The 18,357-nt window shown below is 71.4% G+C and carries 20 protein-coding genes; 7 read left to right on the top strand and 13 right to left on the bottom strand.

Annotation, left to right across the window (positions count from 1 at the left end; translation table 11 throughout):
* Nucleotides 1–2 precede the first annotated feature (2 nt).
* On the bottom strand, nt 3–515 hold the full coding sequence (locus GE115_RS13870) for a winged helix-turn-helix transcriptional regulator (RefSeq protein WP_153685361.1): 513 nt from the start codon (nt 513–515) through the stop codon (nt 3–5).
* Nucleotides 516–603: 88 nt separating this feature from the next.
* Between GE115_RS13870 and GE115_RS13865 the strand changes: the two genes are divergently transcribed.
* Entirely contained in the window at nt 604–1,257 is a 654-nt protein-coding gene (locus GE115_RS13865; RefSeq protein WP_153685360.1) for a dihydrofolate reductase family protein, read from the top strand.
* 47 nt (nt 1,258–1,304) lie between these two features.
* Here the strand turns inward: GE115_RS13865 and rhuM are convergent, their stop codons facing one another.
* From rhuM to GE115_RS13835, 6 genes are all read right to left on the bottom strand, one after another.
* Nucleotides 1,305–1,673, bottom strand: a complete 369-nt coding sequence (rhuM, locus tag GE115_RS13860; protein ID WP_312855183.1) for a RhuM family protein — start codon at nt 1,671–1,673, stop codon at nt 1,305–1,307.
* A 104-nt stretch (nt 1,674–1,777) separates the two neighbouring features.
* Nucleotides 1,778–2,170, bottom strand: coding sequence for a VOC family protein (locus GE115_RS13855; protein WP_216648844.1), 393 nt, complete (start codon nt 2,168–2,170; stop codon nt 1,778–1,780).
* A 69-nt stretch (nt 2,171–2,239) separates the two neighbouring features.
* The gene (gene ychF / locus GE115_RS13850) at nt 2,240–3,313 is read right to left on the bottom strand and encodes a redox-regulated ATPase YchF (protein ID WP_312855182.1); all 1,074 of its coding nucleotides are present in this window, start codon (nt 3,311–3,313) and stop codon (nt 2,240–2,242) included.
* Nucleotides 3,314–3,372: 59 nt separating this feature from the next.
* Nucleotides 3,373–4,635: a glycosyltransferase gene (locus GE115_RS13845; RefSeq protein WP_172979928.1), complete on the bottom strand. Its 1,263-nt coding sequence runs from the start codon at nt 4,633–4,635 to the stop codon at nt 3,373–3,375.
* Between the two features lie 2 nt (nt 4,636–4,637).
* A complete protein-coding gene (locus GE115_RS13840) occupies nt 4,638–5,228 on the bottom strand; it encodes a TetR/AcrR family transcriptional regulator (protein ID WP_216648843.1) in 591 nt (196 codons plus the stop codon).
* Between the two features lie 76 nt (nt 5,229–5,304).
* A complete protein-coding gene (locus GE115_RS13835; protein WP_153685358.1) occupies nt 5,305–6,036 on the bottom strand; it encodes a class I SAM-dependent methyltransferase in 732 nt (243 codons plus the stop codon).
* A gap of 65 nt (nt 6,037–6,101) precedes the next feature.
* On the opposite strand from GE115_RS13835, the gene GE115_RS13830 reads away from it, so the two are divergent.
* Together GE115_RS13830 and GE115_RS13825 are read left to right on the top strand one after the other, a co-directional pair.
* Nucleotides 6,102–6,719 carry a 3'-5' exonuclease gene (locus GE115_RS13830; protein ID WP_312855181.1) on the top strand — a complete coding sequence of 206 codons (618 nt, stop codon included), beginning with the start codon at nt 6,102–6,104 and terminating at the stop codon, nt 6,717–6,719.
* Between the two features lie 98 nt (nt 6,720–6,817).
* Nucleotides 6,818–8,236, top strand: coding sequence for a DNA recombination protein RmuC (locus GE115_RS13825; protein WP_153685357.1), 1,419 nt, complete (start codon nt 6,818–6,820; stop codon nt 8,234–8,236).
* A 70-nt stretch (nt 8,237–8,306) separates the two neighbouring features.
* Here GE115_RS13825 and GE115_RS13820 read toward each other — a convergent pair whose 3' ends face one another.
* On the bottom strand, nt 8,307–8,792 hold the full coding sequence (locus GE115_RS13820; protein ID WP_153685356.1) for a VOC family protein: 486 nt from the start codon (nt 8,790–8,792) through the stop codon (nt 8,307–8,309).
* A 104-nt stretch (nt 8,793–8,896) separates the two neighbouring features.
* On the opposite strand from GE115_RS13820, the gene GE115_RS13815 reads away from it, so the two are divergent.
* Nucleotides 8,897–9,907: a helix-turn-helix transcriptional regulator gene (locus GE115_RS13815; RefSeq protein WP_153685355.1), complete on the top strand. Its 1,011-nt coding sequence runs from the start codon at nt 8,897–8,899 to the stop codon at nt 9,905–9,907.
* On the opposite strand, the gene GE115_RS13810 is transcribed toward GE115_RS13815, so the two are convergent.
* From GE115_RS13810 to GE115_RS13795, 4 genes are all read right to left on the bottom strand, one after another.
* Nucleotides 9,894–10,283 (bottom strand): VOC family protein, encoded by a 390-nt coding sequence (locus GE115_RS13810; protein WP_153685354.1) that lies wholly within the window; start codon nt 10,281–10,283, stop codon nt 9,894–9,896. The two genes, GE115_RS13815 and GE115_RS13810, sit on opposite strands and share 14 nt — an antisense overlap.
* Nucleotides 10,284–10,406: 123 nt before the next feature.
* Nucleotides 10,407–11,768 (bottom strand): MFS transporter, encoded by a 1,362-nt coding sequence (locus GE115_RS13805; protein ID WP_153685353.1) that lies wholly within the window; start codon nt 11,766–11,768, stop codon nt 10,407–10,409.
* 45 nt (nt 11,769–11,813) lie between these two features.
* Entirely contained in the window at nt 11,814–12,812 is a 999-nt protein-coding gene (glpX, locus tag GE115_RS13800) for a class II fructose-bisphosphatase (protein WP_153685352.1), read from the bottom strand.
* 221 nt (nt 12,813–13,033) lie between these two features.
* Entirely contained in the window at nt 13,034–14,035 is a 1,002-nt protein-coding gene (locus GE115_RS13795) for a fructose-bisphosphatase class II (RefSeq protein ID WP_153685351.1), read from the bottom strand.
* A gap of 124 nt (nt 14,036–14,159) precedes the next feature.
* On the opposite strand from GE115_RS13795, the gene fbaA reads away from it, so the two are divergent.
* Both fbaA and GE115_RS13785 read left to right on the top strand, forming a co-directional pair.
* Nucleotides 14,160–15,191 (top strand): class II fructose-bisphosphate aldolase, encoded by a 1,032-nt coding sequence (gene fbaA / locus GE115_RS13790; protein WP_153685350.1) that lies wholly within the window; start codon nt 14,160–14,162, stop codon nt 15,189–15,191.
* Nucleotides 15,192–15,199: 8 nt separating this feature from the next.
* A complete protein-coding gene (locus tag GE115_RS13785; protein WP_153685349.1) occupies nt 15,200–15,838 on the top strand; it encodes a DUF6264 family protein in 639 nt (212 codons plus the stop codon).
* Nucleotides 15,839–15,896: 58 nt separating this feature from the next.
* Here the strand turns inward: GE115_RS13785 and GE115_RS13780 are convergent, their stop codons facing one another.
* On the bottom strand, nt 15,897–16,940 hold the full coding sequence (locus tag GE115_RS13780) for a 4-hydroxy-3-methylbut-2-enyl diphosphate reductase (protein WP_153685405.1): 1,044 nt from the start codon (nt 16,938–16,940) through the stop codon (nt 15,897–15,899).
* 85 nt (nt 16,941–17,025) lie between these two features.
* Between GE115_RS13780 and xseA the strand changes: the two genes are divergently transcribed.
* Nucleotides 17,026–18,357 carry an exodeoxyribonuclease VII large subunit gene (gene xseA, locus GE115_RS13775; protein ID WP_246190792.1) on the top strand — a complete coding sequence of 444 codons (1,332 nt, stop codon included), beginning with the start codon at nt 17,026–17,028 and terminating at the stop codon, nt 18,355–18,357.

Genomic DNA, 18,357 nt, shown 5'->3' with positions numbered 1-18,357 from the left:
GATCACCGCGGCCCGTGGGACCCGGTGCGACGCGTCGCGGCGTCGACCGCCTGGCGCAGGACCTCGCTCGGTCGCGGCGCATCCGGATCGGGACGAGGCACGCCGAGGTGACGCTCGCGCAGCTCGTCCATCATCGCGTCGACCAGTTCGGGGTCGCCATCGCGCAACACCTCCGCGCGAACGCGGAGCCGCGGCTCGCCGTCGCGGAAGTCGAGCCCCCAGGTGCCGAGCGCGACCATGACGGGCAGGGTGCGGATGCCGGCTTCCGTGAGCGCGTACGCGGCGCGCTGACCGCGCCGTGCCGTCGCGCGCGTGAGCAATCCGCCCTCGACGAGGCGCTTCAACCGGCTCGCGAGGATGTTGCTGGCGATGCCCTCCTCGGAGCCGGCGAGCAGTTCCCGGAAATGGCGCCGGTCGCCGAACATCACGTCGCGCAGCACGAGCATGGACCACGGGTCGCCGAGCACCTCGACGGCCGCGTTGATCGCGCATCCGGAACGAGGGGCGGCATCCATGTGGCTCAGCCTAGTGCTTGCGGATTGCAATCACTCGCGATACGTTCGCGACGGTCCCGAAATCGGGTCGCGAACACGAGGAGCATCCATGTCGCAGGTCGTCGTCCAGAACTTCTCCATCTCCCTAGACGGGTTCGGCACCGGCGAGGGCATCTCGTTCGACGCGCCGTTCGGACACGCCGGCGAGCGCCTGCACGAGTGGATGTTCGCCACGCGGTTCGGCAGCTCGATGTTCGGCACGCCCACCGGCGGCCAGGGCGTCGACCACGCCTTCGCCGCGCGGCACGACGTCGGCATCGGCGCCGAGATCATGGGGCGCGGCAAGTTCGACTACCGCACGGGCCCGTGGGAGGGGCTCGGCACCGACGAGGAGTGGCGCGGGTGGTGGGGCGACAACCCGCCGTTCCACACCCCGGTGTACGTGCTGACCCACCACCCGCGGCCGTCGATCGAGATGGAGGGCGGCACCGTCTTCCACTTCATCGACGCCGCACCCGAGGCCGCGCTCGAGCTCGCCCGCGAAGCCGCGGGCGACCTCGACGTGCGCATCGGCGGCGGCCCGTCGATGGTTCGCGACTTCCTCGCGGCGGGCCTCGTCGACGTCCTGCACGTCGTGATCGTGCCGATCGTGCTCGGCCGCGGCACACGGCTGTGGGACGGCCTCGAGGGACTCGAGCAGCGCTACGACGTCGAGGCGGTCTCCTCGCCGAGCGGCGTCGTCCACCTCGTGTTCAGCCGCTGAGCGGCAGGCATCCGATCAGTCGAGGATGCCGCGTCGGCGCCCTGCGGTCATCGCCAGGATGCCTCGTCGGTCAGCATGCTGACGAGCAGGGCGACCATGAGGTCCTTCTCCTTCGGGCGCTCCAGGGCTGTGCGCTGCGTTTGTTGCCGTCGGTGAGCGGCTGGTCCTTCACTGTGCTCGTTGAGAGCGTATCCGTTGAGCATGTAGCGCTTCACAACGTCGTTCGCCCACCGGCAGAGGTGCACGCCTTCGGCGGACTTGACGCGGTAGCCGACCGACAACACCATGTCGAGGTTGTAGTGCTCGGTCAGGTAGCTCTTGCCATCTGCGGCAGTTGTCGCAAATTTTGCGACAACTGGAATATCGACCAACTCCTCGCGTCGCGCGTTCGCAACGTGCTTGCCGATGGTCTTCACCTATACAAGTCGCGGCTGCCCTGATCCTGACATGCGTACTGACTCAGATACTGGGGCATCAGCGTTGCGTGACGGGCCGCCGTCGGGGCGGCAATGCCTCCCGGTCACGTGTCGGCGAACAGCGAGTGGATGTTCCCTTCCGGGTCGGCAAAGAAGCCGGCGTACTGGCCCCATTCTCTGAGCGCCGGTCGCCCCGCGGGCGTCGCTCCGGCCGCGAGAATCTCGTCGTACCGCCGCACAACCTCGACAGGATCGTCACACTGGAAGTTCAGCTCGAACGCCTGTCCGCTGAATCGAGTTGTGTAAGACGGGTGCCCGTCGGTGTTGCCACCCATGAGCGGGCGCGAGAATATCGCGAACCGAATGTCCTGGCCACCAAAAGCGACGTACGCCTCTTCGCGCACGATGACCTGGAGACCGAGCGCTCGTTCGTAGAAAGCGGCGAGCTCGGCGACGTCATCGGCGAGCACCGTGATTCCTTCGAGGCGAACCGTCACGTCATCAGGCTAGCGGCCAGCCCCGACACGATGGCAGACCCCGCTTACCCTTCGGCTCGGCGCAGCGCGTCACACGTTGAACCGGAACTCCACCACGTCGCCGTCCTGCATCACGTAGTCCTTGCCCTCCATGCGGGCCTTGCCCTTGGCGCGGGCCTCGGCGACCGAACCGGTTGCGACGAGGTCGTCGAACGAGATCACCTCGGCCTTGATGAAGCCGCGCTCGAAGTCGGTGTGGATGACGCCCGCGGCCTGCGGCGCCTTCGCGCCCTGCGGGATCGTCCACGCACGCGACTCCTTGGGGCCGGCGGTGAGGTAGGTCTGCAGGCCGAGCGTTGCGAATCCGATGCGCGCGAGCTGGTCGAGGCCCGACTCGTCTTGACCCGTCGACGCGAGCAGCTCGGCGGCGTCGGCGGGGTCGAGGTCGATGAGTTCCGACTCGATCTTCGCGTCGAGGAAGACGGCCTCGGCCGGCGCGACGAGCGCCGCGAGTTCAGCCTTCTTCGCGGCATCCGTCAGCACCGCCTCGTCGACGTTGAAGACGTAGATGAACGGCTTCGCGGTCAGCAGGCCGAGTTCCTTGATCGATGCGAGATCGAGGGATGCCGCCGACAGCGGCGTACCCGCCTGCAGCAGGTCGCGCGCCTCGATCGCGGTCGCGAGCACCTGCGGATCGAGCTTCTTGCCCTTGACCTCCTTCTCGTAGCGCGTGATGGCGCGCTCGAGCGTCTCGAGGTCGGCGAGGATCAGCTCGGTGTTGATCGTCTCCATGTCGGACTTCGGGTCGACGGCGCCGTCGACGTGCACGACGTCGGAGTCCTCGAAGCCGCGCACGACTTGAGCGATCGCGTCGGCTTCCCGGATGTTGGCGAGGAACTTGTTGCCGAGGCCCTCGCCCTCCGAGGCGCCCTTGACGATGCCGGCGATGTCGACGAACGACACGGTCGCGGGCAGGATGCGCTCGGACTTGAAGATGCCGGCGAGCGTCTCGAGCCGCGGGTCGGGCAGGTTCACCACGCCGATGTTCGGTTCGATCGTCGCGAACGGGTAGTTGGCCGCGAGCACCGTGTTCTTGGTGAGGGCGTTGAAGAGGGTCGACTTGCCGACGTTGGGAAGGCCGACGATTCCGATGGTGAGTGCCACGGGCGTCTAGCCTACCTTCCGCCTCGGGCGACGCCTGCGCCTCGGGCGACGCCTCCGCCTCAGGCCGCCGGATGCCCCGCTGCCGCCAGGGCTTCGAGCTCGTCGACCAGCGCACCCGACGCGATCTCGGCCCGGATCCGCTCGCCCATCGCGGCGGCTGCCTCACGGTACGAGGGCTCGAGCAGCACGTCGAACACCGCGCTCGCGATCGCCGCGACATCCGCCTGCTTCGACAGCACCGCGCCGACACCGTGGCGGGCGGCACGCGACGCGTTCTCGCCCTGGTCGCGACCGAGCGGGATGCAGAGCACCGGCACCCCGGCCGCGAGCGCCTTGATCAGCGTGCCGTGCCCGGCGTGCGTGATCACGAGGGCGGCCTGCGGGATGAGCGCCCGATGCGCCGCCGCGCGCACGACGACGACGTTCGGCGCCGACGGGACATCGGCCGGGTCGACGGCGGGCCCGGTCGTGATGACCCCGCGGACGGGCAGCGTCGCGAGCGCCCGGGCGATCCGCCTGAGCAGGTCCTCCTGCTCCATGTACGAACTCGAGAGGCCGACGACCACGAGCGGGGCGTCGCCGCGCGGCAGCTCGAGCGGCTCGTCGACGGGGATGTCCTCGAGCACGGGCCCGACGTACCGCACGTTCGCGGCGTCGGGCGGCGGGTCGTCGAAGGCCGATCCCGTGAGCACGAGCACCCGATCGGCGTGGTCCCACTGCTGCCAGAGGTGCCGGAGCGGGGCGAGCCCGTGCCGAGCGCGCGCGGCGTTCACGGGTCGCAACCCGGCGTCAGACATCAGGGTCACCAGCCCGTAGGCGGCGCGGTCGCGCGCGCGTCCGAGCCGGCCGCGCGCCGGCCCGAGTCCCAGCCCCACCGGCGGCCGCGTCCGGGACGGCACCAGGTAGACGCTGCCGACGAGCGCTGCAGACGGGATGCCCCTGGCCTCCGCGCCGACGAGCGCCCCGAGCAGCACGCCGTCGGCAAGGACGGCGTCGAAGTGCTCGGCGTCCAAGGCGTCGACCACGTCGTTCGCGAACCGGGCTGCGGGCCCCGTGATCAGGCGCTCGCGGACACGGTTCAGCGCGCCCATCTGCGTGCGGCACTCCCAGTCCTTGAACAGGTCGTCGTCGAGCGCGGTCGAGCGGCGCTGCGGCGCCGTCGGCCAGGTGCGATGGGATGCCCCGGTGCCGGCGATCGCGTCGGCGAGGGTCGGGTCGCCGCAGACCACCACGTCATGGCCGCGTTCGACGAGCAGTCGGGCGATGCCGAGGTTGGGCGGGGTCGCTCCCCCGCCGTCCCACACCGCCATCAGGTATCTCATGGTCATTCCTCCTCGAGTTGACCGGCGATCAGCCGGCGGAGTACTGCACGGGTCTCGTCAGCGGACAGAGCCAGGTCGCGCCGAAGCAGTTTCCACGTGCCGACGTCGGTGACGGCGTAGAGCGCGGCGATCGCGTCTTCGCGCTCATCGGATGCCTCGGGCAGTCGTGGCCCGAACACCGACTCGAGCCAGGCGCGGTGCCTCGCGCGGGCGTCGTCGAGCAGCGGTGCGAACGCCGCCTCGCCGTCGACCTCGGCGACGAACCGCCAGTTCGCGTCGCCGAGCACCTCGTAGTGGCGCATGAGCGAGTCGACCGCGCCGCCGACGTCGCCGGGCTCGACCTCGCCGCGGAGTTTCGCCACCTCGGCACCGATCGACTCGGTCGCCGCGAGCAGGAGACCCTCCTTCGAGCCGAAGTGGTTGAGGAGTGTCTGCACGCTCACGCCGGCATCTCCTGCCAGATCGGCGAGGGTGACGTCATCGATTCGGGCGCCGGTGAAGCGGGCGCGCGCCGCGTGGATCAGCCGCGTGCGCGTTCGGCCGGCCGCGACCGACCTGGTCGACATGTCGTACTCGCGTGCCGCGCTCGCCACAGGTGAAGCATCCTCGTGTTTGGACCGCGAGTCAATGCAAAACTTGACACCCGTCCAACTGGAATCGGGCCCGAGCTCAGTCGGCGAGCCGCGCGCGGAAGCAGCGCGTGAGGTACGGCACGGCGAGCTCGGCCGCGCCGGCGACATCCGGATGCCGGTCGAGCAGCGCGTCGATCGCCGCGATGGTCGCGCGCTGCTCGGATTCGGGCGCGGTGAGGTAGTACGAACGCGAGCGCACGAGATCGAGGAAGCGGGCGCGCGGCATCCGGTCGATCCACTCGACGGTGTGTTCCTCGACCGGGCCGAAGGGCGGCCCGACGTCGACGTAGGTCTCGAAGGTCGCGCTCGCGTCGTGCCGCTCGTGCATGATCTCGCCGGCCTCGTGCAGCCACCCGGCGCGCGTGTCGCGGCTGTTCCAGACGAGGCCCAGCGTGCCGCCGGGGCGCAGCACCCGGGCGATCTCGGGAATCGCGCGCTCGGGGATGAACCAGTGCCACGCCTGGCCCGCGACCACCGCGTCGACCGAGGCGTCCTCGATCGGGATGTCCTCGGCGGTGCCCAGGATCCGCGGCACGCCGGGCACCTGCACCTCGAGTTCGTCGAGCATCTCCTCGACGGGATCGACCGCGATGACCTCGCGATCGAGCGCGACGAGGGCCGCCGTGAGCTTCCCGGTGCCGGCGCCGAGGTCGAGCACGCGGGCGGCGTCGCCGACGAGCCACGCGACGGCCTCGACCGGGTAACCCGGTCGGGCGGCCTGGTAGATGGATGCCGCCAGCCCGAAGCTGCGCGCGCCCTCGTCGGTCATGCGCCCGTTGTACGCCCGCGGCGAGGCATCCGTCAACCGTCGGCGGGCCGTGACACGATGCTCGCGTGCCAGTGGACTTCACCGCGATCGACTTCGAGACCGCCAATTCGTCGGGGGCGTCCGCGTGCTCCGTCGGACTCGTGAAGGTGCGCGACGGCCGGGTCGTCGACCGCGCGTACCTGCTGCTGAAGCCGCCCTTCCCGCACGACGAGTTCTCCGAGTGGAACGTCCGCATCCACGGCATCACCGCCGAGATGGTCGCCGGCGCGACCACGTGGGCCGACTTCCTCCCCGACTTCCGCGCGTTCGCAGAGGCCGACTGGCTGGTCGCGCACAACGCCGGCTTCGACATGGGCGTCATCCAGAAGACGAGCGAGGCCTTCGCGATCGACGTGCCCGAGCACCCGTACCTGTGCAGCCTGCAGGTCGCCCGCAAGACGTATCACCTCGACTCCTATCGCCTGCCCTCCGCGGCGATGGCGGCCGGATTCGAGGACTTCTCCCATCACAACGCCCTCGACGACGCCGAGGCCTGCGCCGCGATCGCCGTGCACGCCGCGAAGCGCCACGAGGTCGACGACCTCGCCGCGCTGGCACGCCGCACGTCGGTGCGTCCGGGTGCGCTCGGCCGGCGCACGGTGCGCGAGCAGGCCGCGGCGCACGGCCCGATGGCGCTGCAGTAACCCGCCGGCGGTCGAAGAGCGAGCGCGCAGCGAGCGTATCGAAACCCCGCCGGGATGCCTCACCGCCGATGTCGGCGGCCGCTGCGACACTGTCGGACATGGAGATCCTGCTGCTCGTCATCGGCCTCGTGATCGGCGCCGCGCTCGGCGCCCTCGCCACGTGGTTCCTCGCGTCGCGCCGTGCCGAGGCGACCGTTGCAGACGCCCCGGTCGCCGAAGACCCGGCGCTGGTCGAAGCGCGACACCAGCTCGAGATCTCCGCGCTGGCCCAGCAGCACGCGAACGAGCAGGCCCGCATCCGCGCCGAGGAGCAGGAGGTGCAGGCGCAGCTGCGTTCCGACCTCGCGGGCCTCACCGCGACCGCGAACGGCCTGCGCGACCAGATCGAGGCGGCGCGTGCCCAGTACCGCGAGATCGTCGAGCGCCAGCACGCCGAGCAGCGTGAGCGCGAAGCGCGCGAAGCCGCCGACAGCAAGGTCCTCCAGGCGCTCGCCCCCGTCAAGCAGACGCTCGCCGACATGCAGCACAAGGTCACCGCGCTCGAGACGCAGCGGCACCAGCAGCACGGGGAGCTCAGCCAGCAGCTGAAGATCGCCGCCGAGAGCGAGGAGCGGCTGCGGTCGACCGCCGAGTCCCTCGCGAGTGCGTTGCGCTCCAACAGCACCCGCGGCGTCTGGGGCGAGACCCAGCTCCGCAGCGTGGTCGAGGCTGCCGGCCTCCTCGAGCGGGTCGACTTCGACACCCAGCGGTCGATCACGACCGACGCCGGCGCCGGTCGGCCCGACATGGTCATCCACCTCCCCGGCGGCAAGCACATCGCCGTCGACGCGAAGGTGCCGTTCAACGCCTACCTCGAGGCGAGCCAGATTCCGGCGACGGCCACGGGCCCCGAGGGCGCCCAGCGCGAGCAGCTGCTGAAGCACCACGTGAAAGCGGTACGCGACCACGTGACCGCGCTGGGCTCGAAGACCTACTGGGCGGGCCTCGGCGCCTCACCTGAACTGGTGATCGCGTTCATCCCGAGCGAGTCGCTCATCTCCAGCGCGCTCGAGGCCGACCCGTCCCTGCTCGAGTTCGCGTTCTCGAAGAAGGTCGCCCTCGCCTCGCCGGTCACCCTGTGGTCGGTGCTGAAGACCGTCGCGTTCAGCTGGCAGCAAGACGTGCTGACAAAAGAAGCGAAGACGCTGTTCGACCTCAGCCGCGAGCTGTACTCGCGCCTGTCGACGACCGCCGGCCAGATCGAGAAGCTCGGCCGCACCATCGAACGCAGCGTCAAGGACTACAACGCCTTCGTCGGTTCCCTCGAGACCCGAGTGCTGCCGACCGCTCGCAAGCTCAAGGCGCTTGACGAGACGAAGGTGCTCGCCACGCTCGAAGGCATCGAGGAGAGCCCGCGCGAGCTCGCCGCCTACGAATTCACGGCGACCGCACCTGAGACGGCAACGCCCGAACTCGAGCCGCTTGCGGGCGACGAGCACCTCATCGCCGACATCGACCCCGAGATCCGCCTGGTCTGAACCCGCTCCGTCGAGCGACGGCCGGTCGGCCCCACGCTCGATCGCGCGAGGGCCGACCGGCGCTCGGTGTTCATGCGTTCGAGGGCGCCTCGACGTCGATGACCCACGTCACACCGAAGCGGTCGGTGAGCATGCCGAAGCCCGGGCTCCAGGCCGATGCGGCCAGGGGCTCGATGACGTCGGCGCCGTCGGCGAGGCCGTCCCAGACCGCGGCGACCTCCTCGAGGGTCCCGCCGCGCACGGACTGGAAGAACGCGCGGTCGGTGATGGTCGCGCCGTTCTCGCGGCGCGTCGTGCCGGCGGTCGCGACGACGTCCCCGCCGTCCGCGACGTCCGTGCCGTCCGCGCCCGGGATGTCGTAGGCCATGATGCGGAACCCGCTCGGGGACTCGACCCGGCCGAAGACGATCTTGTCGGCGCCCGGGGCGCCCTCCGGCATGCCGAAGTCGCCGTACGTGGCCGACGACAGTTCTCCGCCGAAGACCGATCGGTAGAACTCGAGGGCCTGCCGGGCGGTGCCCCGGAAGTTGAGGTGCGTGGTGGTGGTGATGCTCATCTGCCTGTCCTTCGTCTCAGCAACGGTCACGGCGTGTCGCCGTAGTTCGAGCTTGGACGGGGTAGCGGACAGTTGCGGTCCTGTACTTCGGCGATACTCGATCCATGTCCGCCACCTCGTCTCGCCTGCTCGCACTGCTTTCGCTCCTGCAGTCCCGACGCGACTGGCCCGGTCAGCTCCTCGCCGACCGCCTCGAGGTGACCTCGCGCACGGTGCGGCGGGACATCGACCGATTGCGCGGCCTCGGATACTCGATCACCGCGGTGAAGGGCCCGGACGGCGGGTACCGGCTCGCCGCCGGATCGGAACTGCCGCCGCTGCTCTTCGACGACGAGCAGGCGGTGGCGATCGCGGTGGCCCTGCAGAGCGCGCCGTCGACGGGGATAGACCTCGACGAGGCGGCCGCCCGGGCGCTGACCACCGTGCGACAGGTCATGCCCTCGCGACTGCGACATCGGATCGACGGCATCCGCTTCGCCGACGCGGGCGCTCCGACGCAGGTCGACCCGGGCGTCCTCGAGGCGGTCAGCACCGCGACCCGGGAGCGACGGATCCTCCGCTTCGACTACGGCGACGACGAAGGGCGTCTCCCGAGGCTGGTCGAACCTCACGCGATCGTCGCGCGGAGCGGCCGCTGGTATCTCGTCGCCTGGGATCTCGACCAGCACGACTGGCGAATCCATCGGCTGGACCGGATGTCCCCGAGAATCCCCGGAGGCGCGCCGTTCACTCCGCGGCCGATCCCCACGGGCGATGCCCGCACGTTCCTGGCTGCTCGATTCAAGGGCTCGGACGACGCGGACCGGTGGCCGTGCTCCGGCGAGTTCCTGCTCGGCCTTCCTCCCGAACGCATTGCGCCATGGCTCGGCGATGGCGAGATGGCACCGGTGTCCGAGACCACCTGCCGCATTCGGGTCGGGTCGTGGTCATGGGCGGGCCTGATGTCGTGGATCCTCCGCTTCGACGCCCCCTTCACGATCCTCGGGCCCGAGGACTTCAGGGATTCGGCCGCCGCCTTCGCCGCACGCATCAGCGCCGCTGGAGCCGGCGCCCCGGAGGAGCGACCGCCGGAGCGACTGCCCGGAGACGACCCGAGCCGGCTCAGTCGCCGATGAGGCTCAGCACGTTGCCCGAAGGGTCCGTGAACCAGCAGATGTCCGGCCCCTGCCCGGTGCGCGACCCCCAGTTGATGCCTCGTTCATCGGTCCCGAACGAGTGGGGCTCCGTGTAGATCTTCGTCACCACCCCGGCGGCGTTGAGGTCGTCGACCGCCTGCCCGAGGTCGGGTACCGCGAAGTTCAGGATGGTGAAGGACGCCGGCTCGTGGTCGTCCTTCGGGTAGGCGAACACGCCCTGCCCCGACGGCAGCACGATTCGCAGTCCGCCCATCTCATCGCTCACCTCGAGGCCGAGGATCTCGCCGTAGAAGCTGCGCGCCTCGTCGATGTCTCGAACGCTGAACCCCGGGAACGCGTCGCGGATCCGGACCATTGCGGATACCCCCATCTCGCTCGGTGGCGTCAGCCTTCCACGAGCCGCCGGCATCCGCCACCCCGGCGGCTCGCGACCGCACCGCCCCGGCGGCTCGCCACCGCGCCGCTTCGGCGGCTGCGGTCAGGGCTCCGTGGACTCCGCACGTCGCTCATCGGCCGGGAACTCGAATCCCGCGACGGCCTCGGCACCGGTCACGGTCGTCGGATCCGCCGCAGTCGGCTCGAGCGGGTGCGCCAGTTCGTCTTGGCCCAGCCGGGCGAACGCGAGCGTGGCGAGCGCGAGGAACGGCGGTACGAGTCCCGCGATGAGGAACGCCGGTGCCAGCCCGATCGCCTCGCCGACCGGACCTGCGACCGCCATCGAGATCGGCATCAGCGCCAGCGACACGAAGAAGTCGAGGCTCGACACCCGCCCGAGCATGGCGGGCGGCACACGCCGCTGCAGCAGCGTGCCCCAGACGACCTGGGCGCCGTCGAACAGCACGCCGACGATGAACACGGCGACGACCATCACCCAGAGCCACGAGGTGAACCCGATGATCGCGAGTGGAACGCACCCGACGCCCCACGCGAGGATCATCAGCGTCAGGTAGCGGCGCGGCAACGGCAGCGAGGCGACACCGAGCGAGCCGACCGCTCCGCCGACGCCGAACGCCGCGAGCACGAGCGCGAACGCGCCGGCCCCGCCGCCCGTCTGGTCCTTCACGGCGAACGGCAGCAGCACCTCGATGGGTCCCATGATGAGGAACACGAGCACGATCGAGAACACGAGGGTCGCGAACAGCCATCGCGTGCGCAGCAGGTACGCGAAGCCGTCCCTGAAGTCGACGAGCACCTGCCGGAACGGGTGGAGGTCGGTCGCCTCGAACTCGCGGCGCACCGCGGTCGTGCGCATCAGCGCGAGCACGACCGCCGCCGCTGCCTGGAGCACCGCGACCACGGCGAACGCGAGCCACGGGGCCTGGATCGCGATCAACGCGCTCGCGAGCGCGGGGCCGGCGGCCTGCATCACCGCGGGGCGCAGCACTCCCTCGACGCCGTTGGCGGCGAGCAGTTGGTCGGCCGGCAGCAACGACGGCAGCCAGGCCGAGTAGGCCGGGTAGAAGAACCCGTCGGCGATGCCGAGCACGAACGAGAGCACCGCGATGTGCCACACCTCGATGACGCCGCTGCCCGCGAGCAGCGCCGCGACGGCGAACGTGAGTCCCCTCACGATCTCGACGACGAAGAGGATGCGACGCTGCGGGATGCGGTCGGCGGCGACCCCGCCCACGAGCACCGCGGCGACCAGGCCGAGCGCCGAGCCCGTGGCCACGAGGGAGAGGTCGATCGGCGAGCCGCCCAGCTCGACGACCTGCCAGACCGCGGCGACCAGCCAGGCGCCGGCCGAGAGCAGCGACGCGGCGAGCGCGGCGACGAGCAGGCGGTATTGCCCGAACGCGAACGGTCGGAGGGCGCGCGGCAGTCGCTCGGCGCGGGTCATCCCTCAATCATGGTCGACGCGACCGACATCGCCGCAGAGGAACGGTCAGCGGTCGGACTCGTCCAGCCACTTCTCGACGAGGTGGTCGGCCACGATGCGTCGGATCGTGCCCGAGCGCCCGCGCAGGACGATCGACTCGGTGCGGATGATCGGGCCCTTCTTGCGCACGCCGTCGACGAGCTCGCCGTCGGTGACGCCCGTCGCCACGAAGAACGTGTTGTCGCCGCGCACGAGGTCGTCGAGCTCGTAGACGCGGTCGCAGTCGAGGCCTGCCGCCTCGCCGCGCTCGCGCTCGGCGTCGTCGCCCGGCGCGAGCCGGCCCTGCATGAACCCGCCGAGCGCCTTGATCGCGCATGCCGTGGTGATGCCCTCGGGGCTGCCGCCGATGCCGACGCACATGTCGATGCGCGACTCGTACCTCGCCGCGTTGATGCCTCCGGCCACGTCGCCGTCGCTGATCAGCCGGGTGCCGGCACCGGCCTCGCGGATGTCGGCGATGAGCTGCTCGTGGCGCGGCCGGTTGAGCACGGCGACCCGCAGCTCGCCGATGTGCTTGCCCTTCGCGGCGGCGAGGGCACGCAGGTTCTCGCCGATGGGCTTGCGGATGTCGACGACGCCCTTGCCCGTGGCATCCGTCACGATCTTGTCCATGTAGAAGACGCTCGACGCGTCGAGCATGGTGCCGCGGTCGGCGACCGCGATGACCGAGAGGGCGTTCTGCCGGCCCGCCGCGGTCAGCGAGGTGCCGTCGATCGGGTCGACGGCGATGTCGCAGGCCGGGCCCTTGCCGCTGCCGACGCGCTCGCCGTTGAAGAGCATGGGCGCGGCGTCCTTCTCGCCCTCGCCGATGACGACCACGCCGTCGAAGTTCACCGTGCCGAGGAAGGCGCGCATCGCGTCGACCGCGGCGCCGTCGGCGCCGAGCTTGTCGCCGCGGCCGATCCACGGGTACGCGCGGATGGAGGCCGCCTCGGTCGCGCGCACGAGTTCGAGGGCGATGTTGCGGTCGGGGTGGAGGTAGAGGCTGTCGTCGGTACTCACCATCGGGTCCTTCCGGGGCCTGGCAGCGGGGATCGTCCCGCTGCTTCGAGCCTAGCCACGACGGGTTCGCGATCCGGGAAACCGGCGAACCTGTCCACTGCAAGATCGTGCGTTCTTAACCCACCGGCAAGACGGATGCCCCGCCGGCAGCCATCTCACCGCCGAGTGATGACGATTCGTCGTGCGAGCGGGTTCTGATCGTCATCACTCGGCGCAGATCGTCATCACTCGGCGTCGAGCAAGCGGAGCCGGGCGGGGGCAAGAGGCGCGAGGGTCGACCACACGGCGATGCGGATGCCTCCCCCCGGGGCCGGGGCATCGACCGGCCCGGGCGCCGGGAGCGGCACACTGACGTCGCACGCCGTGACGGCCGCGCAGAACGTCGCGACCTCCGCGGCGTTCGCGGCGCACAGCGCGTGGAGGCCGAGCACGTGCGCTGCGTCGACGCCGAAGCCCGCGGCTGCGACCCGGGCCGCCTCGGCGTCCGACTGCGGGGCGGGGCGCGCGCGCAGATCCCCGCCGAGCGCGCGCACGGCCACCGCGGTGAGCACCCCCTCGGGCGCCCCGCCGATGCCCGCGACGACGTCGATGCCGTGGCCGCGCCGGGCGGCCCGGAACGTCCGCTCGACGTCGCCGTGCTCGAACAGCTCGACGCGCGCCCCGGCCGCGCGGGCGGCCTCGACGTAGGGGGTGTTCCGGGGGCGGTCCTGCACGGCGACCACGACCTCGCCCGCCGCGACCCGCCGCTCCGCGGCGATGCGGCCGACCAGCCACGGCAGCCGCTCGATGATCGCCGGAGGGCCTGAGCCCGAGGCATCCGTCTGCCGCTCCGCCGGCAACCAGGTCGCGAGCTTCTCGAGGTAGTGGGCGGCGCCGAGTCGCGCGAGCGCGCCGCGAGGCGCGACCGAGACGACGACGAGGGAACCCGGGCGCCCGGCGGCGGCGAGCCGAGTGCCGTCGACCGGGTCGATCGCGAGGTCGAGGGCCGGGGCGTCTGCGCCGCGGCGGCCCAGCCGCTCGCCCGGCGCGAGCATGGGTGCGTCGTCCTTCTCGCCCTCGCCGACGACGACCTCGGCGTCGACCGGCAACCGGTCGAGCGCCGACCGCAGTGCACGCACCGCGGCCTCGTCGACCGCGTGTCCGTCGCCGCGCCCGACGTGCGGAGCCGCGGCGGCGGCGGCCTCCGCGCACGCGAGCAGGAACCCCTCGGCCAGTCGCTCGTCCACCCCCTCATCCTGCCGTGCCGGGGGTCTCGCACCGCGCCGCGGCGGCCGCCGTCCGATTCGAGGCCTGCTCGGAACTGGCTAGACTCGTGCCCGAACCCACCTCGTCTTCTTCGAAGGAGCGTCCATGCCCATCGCCACCCCCGAGCAGTACGCCGAGATGCTCGACACCGCCAAGTCGAAGGGCTTCGCGTTCCCCGCGTTCAACGTCTCGTCGTCGCAGACGCTCAACGCGGTGCTCCAGGGCCTGACCGAGGCGGGCTCCGACGGCATCATCCAGGTGACCACGGGCGGCGCCGACTACTTCGCCGGCCACACGGTCAAGGCGCGCGCCACGGGCGCCCTCGCGTTCGCGCGCTTCGCGCACGAGGTCGCGAAGTCGTACCCGATCACGGTGGCCCTGCACACCGACCACTGCCCGAAGCCGGCCCTCGCCGACTTCGTGTTCCCGCTCATCGAGGCCTCCGAGGCCGAGGTCAAGGCCGGGCGCAACCCGATCTTCCAGTCGCACATGTGGGACGGCTCGGCCGTGCCCCTCGACGAGAACCTCGAGATCGCGAAGGAGATCCTGCCGCGCATGAAGGCGATCAACGCGATCCTCGAGGTCGAGATCGGCGTCGTCGGCGGCGAGGAGGACGGTGTGCAGCACGAGGGCTCGAACGACGCCCTCTACACGACCCTCGATGACGCGATCGCGACCGTCGAGGCGCTCGGCCTCGGCGAGCAGGGCCGCTACATGGCCGCGCTCACCTTCGGCAACGTGCACGGCGTGTACGCGCCCGGCAACGTGAAGCTGCGCCCGGCGCTGCTGAAGGAGATCCAGGACGGCCTCGCGGCGAAGTACGGCACGGGCGAGAAGCCGCTCGACCTCGTCTTCCACGGCGGCTCGGGCTCGACCGACGCCGAGATCGCCGAGGCGGTCGCCAACGGCGTCGTCAAGATGAACATCGACACCGACACGCAGTACGCCTACACGCGTGCGGTCGCCGGCTACATGCTCTCGAACTACGACGGCGTCCTGAAGATCGACGGCTCGGTCGGCAACAAGAAGCAGTACGACCCGCGCGCCTGGGGCAAGGTCGCCGAGTCGGCGATGGCCGTCCGCGTCGGCGAGTCGACCCGCCAGCTCGGGTCCGCGGGCCAGTCGATCACCGCGTAGGGCACCGGATGTCACGCGACGAGGCCGCTCGTTCCGGCGCGGAGGGAGCCGAGGGCTCGGCGCCGAAGGACGAGCGGCCGCGCCCGCGGTACGGCGAGTACGCCCCCGAGGGCTGGACCTGGCAGCCGCCAGCCGAGTCGACCGCCGATCCGGCGCCCGACGCGTCGCCGGCGACGCCGTCTGGCGGAGCGCAGCGCGGGCCGGGTGGCGCGCCGGGCGCGCCCGTGGCGTTCGGCACCGGCGCGCCGGCCGCCGCGCACCCGGTCGACCGGGGCTGGACCCTCGCGCTCCTCGTGTTCGGCGCCATCGGCGCGGTGTACAACTCGCTCACCATCCTGGCGATGCCCGACACCGCACTCGAGTCGGCCCAGCTGTCGGCGCAGATGCTCGGCACCGAGCCGCCGACCGCCTTCGAGCCCGGCCCGGGCGTGCCCGCCCTCATCGCGGTCGGCATCGCCCTGCAGCTCGCGCTGTGGGTGGGCGCCCTCATGTGGTCGCGGTCGCGCCTGCGCGCGGGCCGCATCACCTGGTGGGTGCCGGTGGTCGCCGGCGTCGCCGCCTTCATCGTGGTGATCGTCGTCGGCATGCTCGTGTTCGCGAGCGACCCGGGATTCCTCCCGGCCGTCGGCTCGCTCACGTCGACCTGACGCACGTTCAGACGCGATCGGATGCCGCGGGCCCCCGGGGACCGCGGCATCCGCCGTCTCAGGCCTGTGCTGCCCGCGTGCGCCCGCCGAGCGCGCGCTCGTCGCGGTTGCCGGCGAGGTCGCGACGGAGCTCCTTCGGCAGCGAGAACATCAGGTCCTCTTCGGCCGTCTTGACCTCGGCGACGTCGGCGTAGCCCGCGTCGGCCAGGTCGAGCAGCACCTCCTGGACGAGCCCCTCGGGCACGGATGCCCCGCTGGTCACGCCGACCGTCGACACGCCGTCGAGCCACTCCTGGCGGATCTCGGTCGCGTAGTCGACCCGGTAGGCCGCCTTCGCGCCGTACTCGAGCGCGACCTCGACGAGGCGCACGCTGTTCGACGAGTTCGCGGAGCCGACGACGATCACGAGGTCGGCGTCCTGGGCGACCTTCTTGATGGCGACCTGGCGGTTCTGCGTGGCATAGCAGATGTCGTCGGAGGGCGGGTCCTGCAGGTTCGGGAACCGCTCGCGCAGGCGCCGCACGGTCTCCATGGTCTCGTCGACCGAGAGCGTGGTCTGCGAGAGCCAGACGACCTTGTCGGGGTCGCGCACCTCGATGTTCGGGACGTCGTCGGGGCTGTTCACGAGCGTGACGTGGTCGGGCGCCTCGCCCGCCGTGCCCTCGACCTCTTCGTGGCCCTCGTGGCCGATCAGCAGGATCTCGAAGTCGTCGCGCGCGAAGCGCACGGCCTCGCGGTGCACCTTCGTCACGAGCGGGCAGGTCGCGTCGATCGCGTGCAGCCCGCGGTCGGCCGCCGCGTGCACCACGGCCGGCGAGACGCCGTGCGCGCTGAAGACGACGTGGGCACCCTCGGGCACCTCGTCGACCTCCTCGACGAAGATCGCGCCCTGCTTCTCGAGCTCGGTCACGACGTGGATGTTGTGCACGATCTGCTTGCGCACGTACACCGGGGCGCCGTAGTGCTCGAGCGCCTTCTCGACCGCGATGACGGCCCGATCGACGCCCGCGCAGTACCCGCGGGGCGCGGCGAGCAGCACCCGCTTGGTGCCGGCGACCGGGTTATCCTTGAGCCGGCCTCGCACGCTCGGGATCCTCGGCATGCCGAGGTCGATCCGCGGGGCTTCAGTGGTGCTCGTCACGTCGCCCATCCTACGCGGCGACGCCCGACCGACTGCTGGGAGACCCATGGCCGACGGCCCCACCACCCGCGAGACGCCGTGGAGCGTCTCGATGCTCTCGGGCAAGCTCAAGGAGTACCTCGACCGGCTCGGCACGGTGTGGATCGAGGGCGAGGTCACCCAGTGGGGCGTCTCGGCGGGCAACGTCTACGGCAAGCTGAAGGACGTCGACGGCGACGCGACGGTGTCGTTCACGATCTGGTCGTCGGTGCGTGCGCGCCTGTCCGAGCAGTTCAAGGCGGGCGACCGCGTCGTCGCCCTCGTGAAGCCGAACTGGTGGGTGAAGGGCGGCTCGCTCACGATGCAGGTCTTCGACGTGCGCCACGTCGGGCTCGGCGACCTGCTCGAGCGGCTCGAACGGCTGCGCGCGCAGCTGGCGGCCGAGGGCCTGTTCGACGTGTCGCGCAAGCGCCGGCTGCCGTTCCTGCCGGGTGTCGTGGGCCTCGTCACCGGGCGCGACTCCGACGCCGAGCAGGACGTGCTGCGCAATGCCCGCCTCCGGTGGCCGGCCGTGGAGTTCCGCACCGTGTACGCCGCGGTGCAGGGCGACCGCACGGTGCCCGAGGTCGTGCGCGCGATCGAGCGGCTCGATGCCGACCCCGAAGTCGAGGTCATCATCGTGGCGCGCGGCGGCGGCGACTTCCAGAACCTGCTGGGCTTCAGCGACGAGCGCCTGGTGCGCGCCGCGGCCGCGGCGACCACGCCCATCGTGAGCGCGATCGGCCACGAGGCCGACCGGCCGCTGCTCGACGAGGTCGCCGACCTGCGCGCCTCCACGCCGACCGACGCCGCGAAGCGGGTCGTGCCCGACGTCGCCGAGGAGCTCTCGCGGGTCGAGCACGCCCGCGCCCGGCTCGGCATGCGCCTGACGGCGATCCTCACGCGCGAGGCCGACCGCATCGAGCACCTCCGCTCGCGGCCGTCGCTCGCGACGACGTCGTGGATCGTCGACCGCCGCGCCGAAGAGGTCACCCGCTGGGTCGCCCGCGGCACCGACCTCATGGAACGCCTGCTCGAGCGCCAGCATGCCGCGGTCGGCTCGCTGCGCGCCCACGTGCGCGCCCTGTCGCCGCAGGCGACGCTCGACCGCGGGTACGCGATCGTGCAGGATGCCTCGGGCCATGTCGTGCGCGATGCGCACGCCGCACCCGCGGGCACGGCGCTCACGCTCACGCTCGCGACGGGCACGCTCGCGGCCGAGGCCCTCGGCGGGGCATCCGACCCGCGGCGGAGCCGCCCGAACGAGGCATCCGGATCGCAGGAGGGCCGCCCGAACGAGGCATCCCTCGCGCATGACGGCGATGCGAACGCGAATCTGCGCGTCGGCGACGCCGAATAG

It is taken from the genome of Agromyces agglutinans (assembly GCF_009647605.1).
Taxonomy (GTDB): Bacteria; Actinomycetota; Actinomycetes; order Actinomycetales; family Microbacteriaceae; genus Agromyces; species Agromyces agglutinans.
Note: the sequence above shows the minus strand (reverse complement) of the source record. Positions and strands in the feature narration are given on the sequence as shown.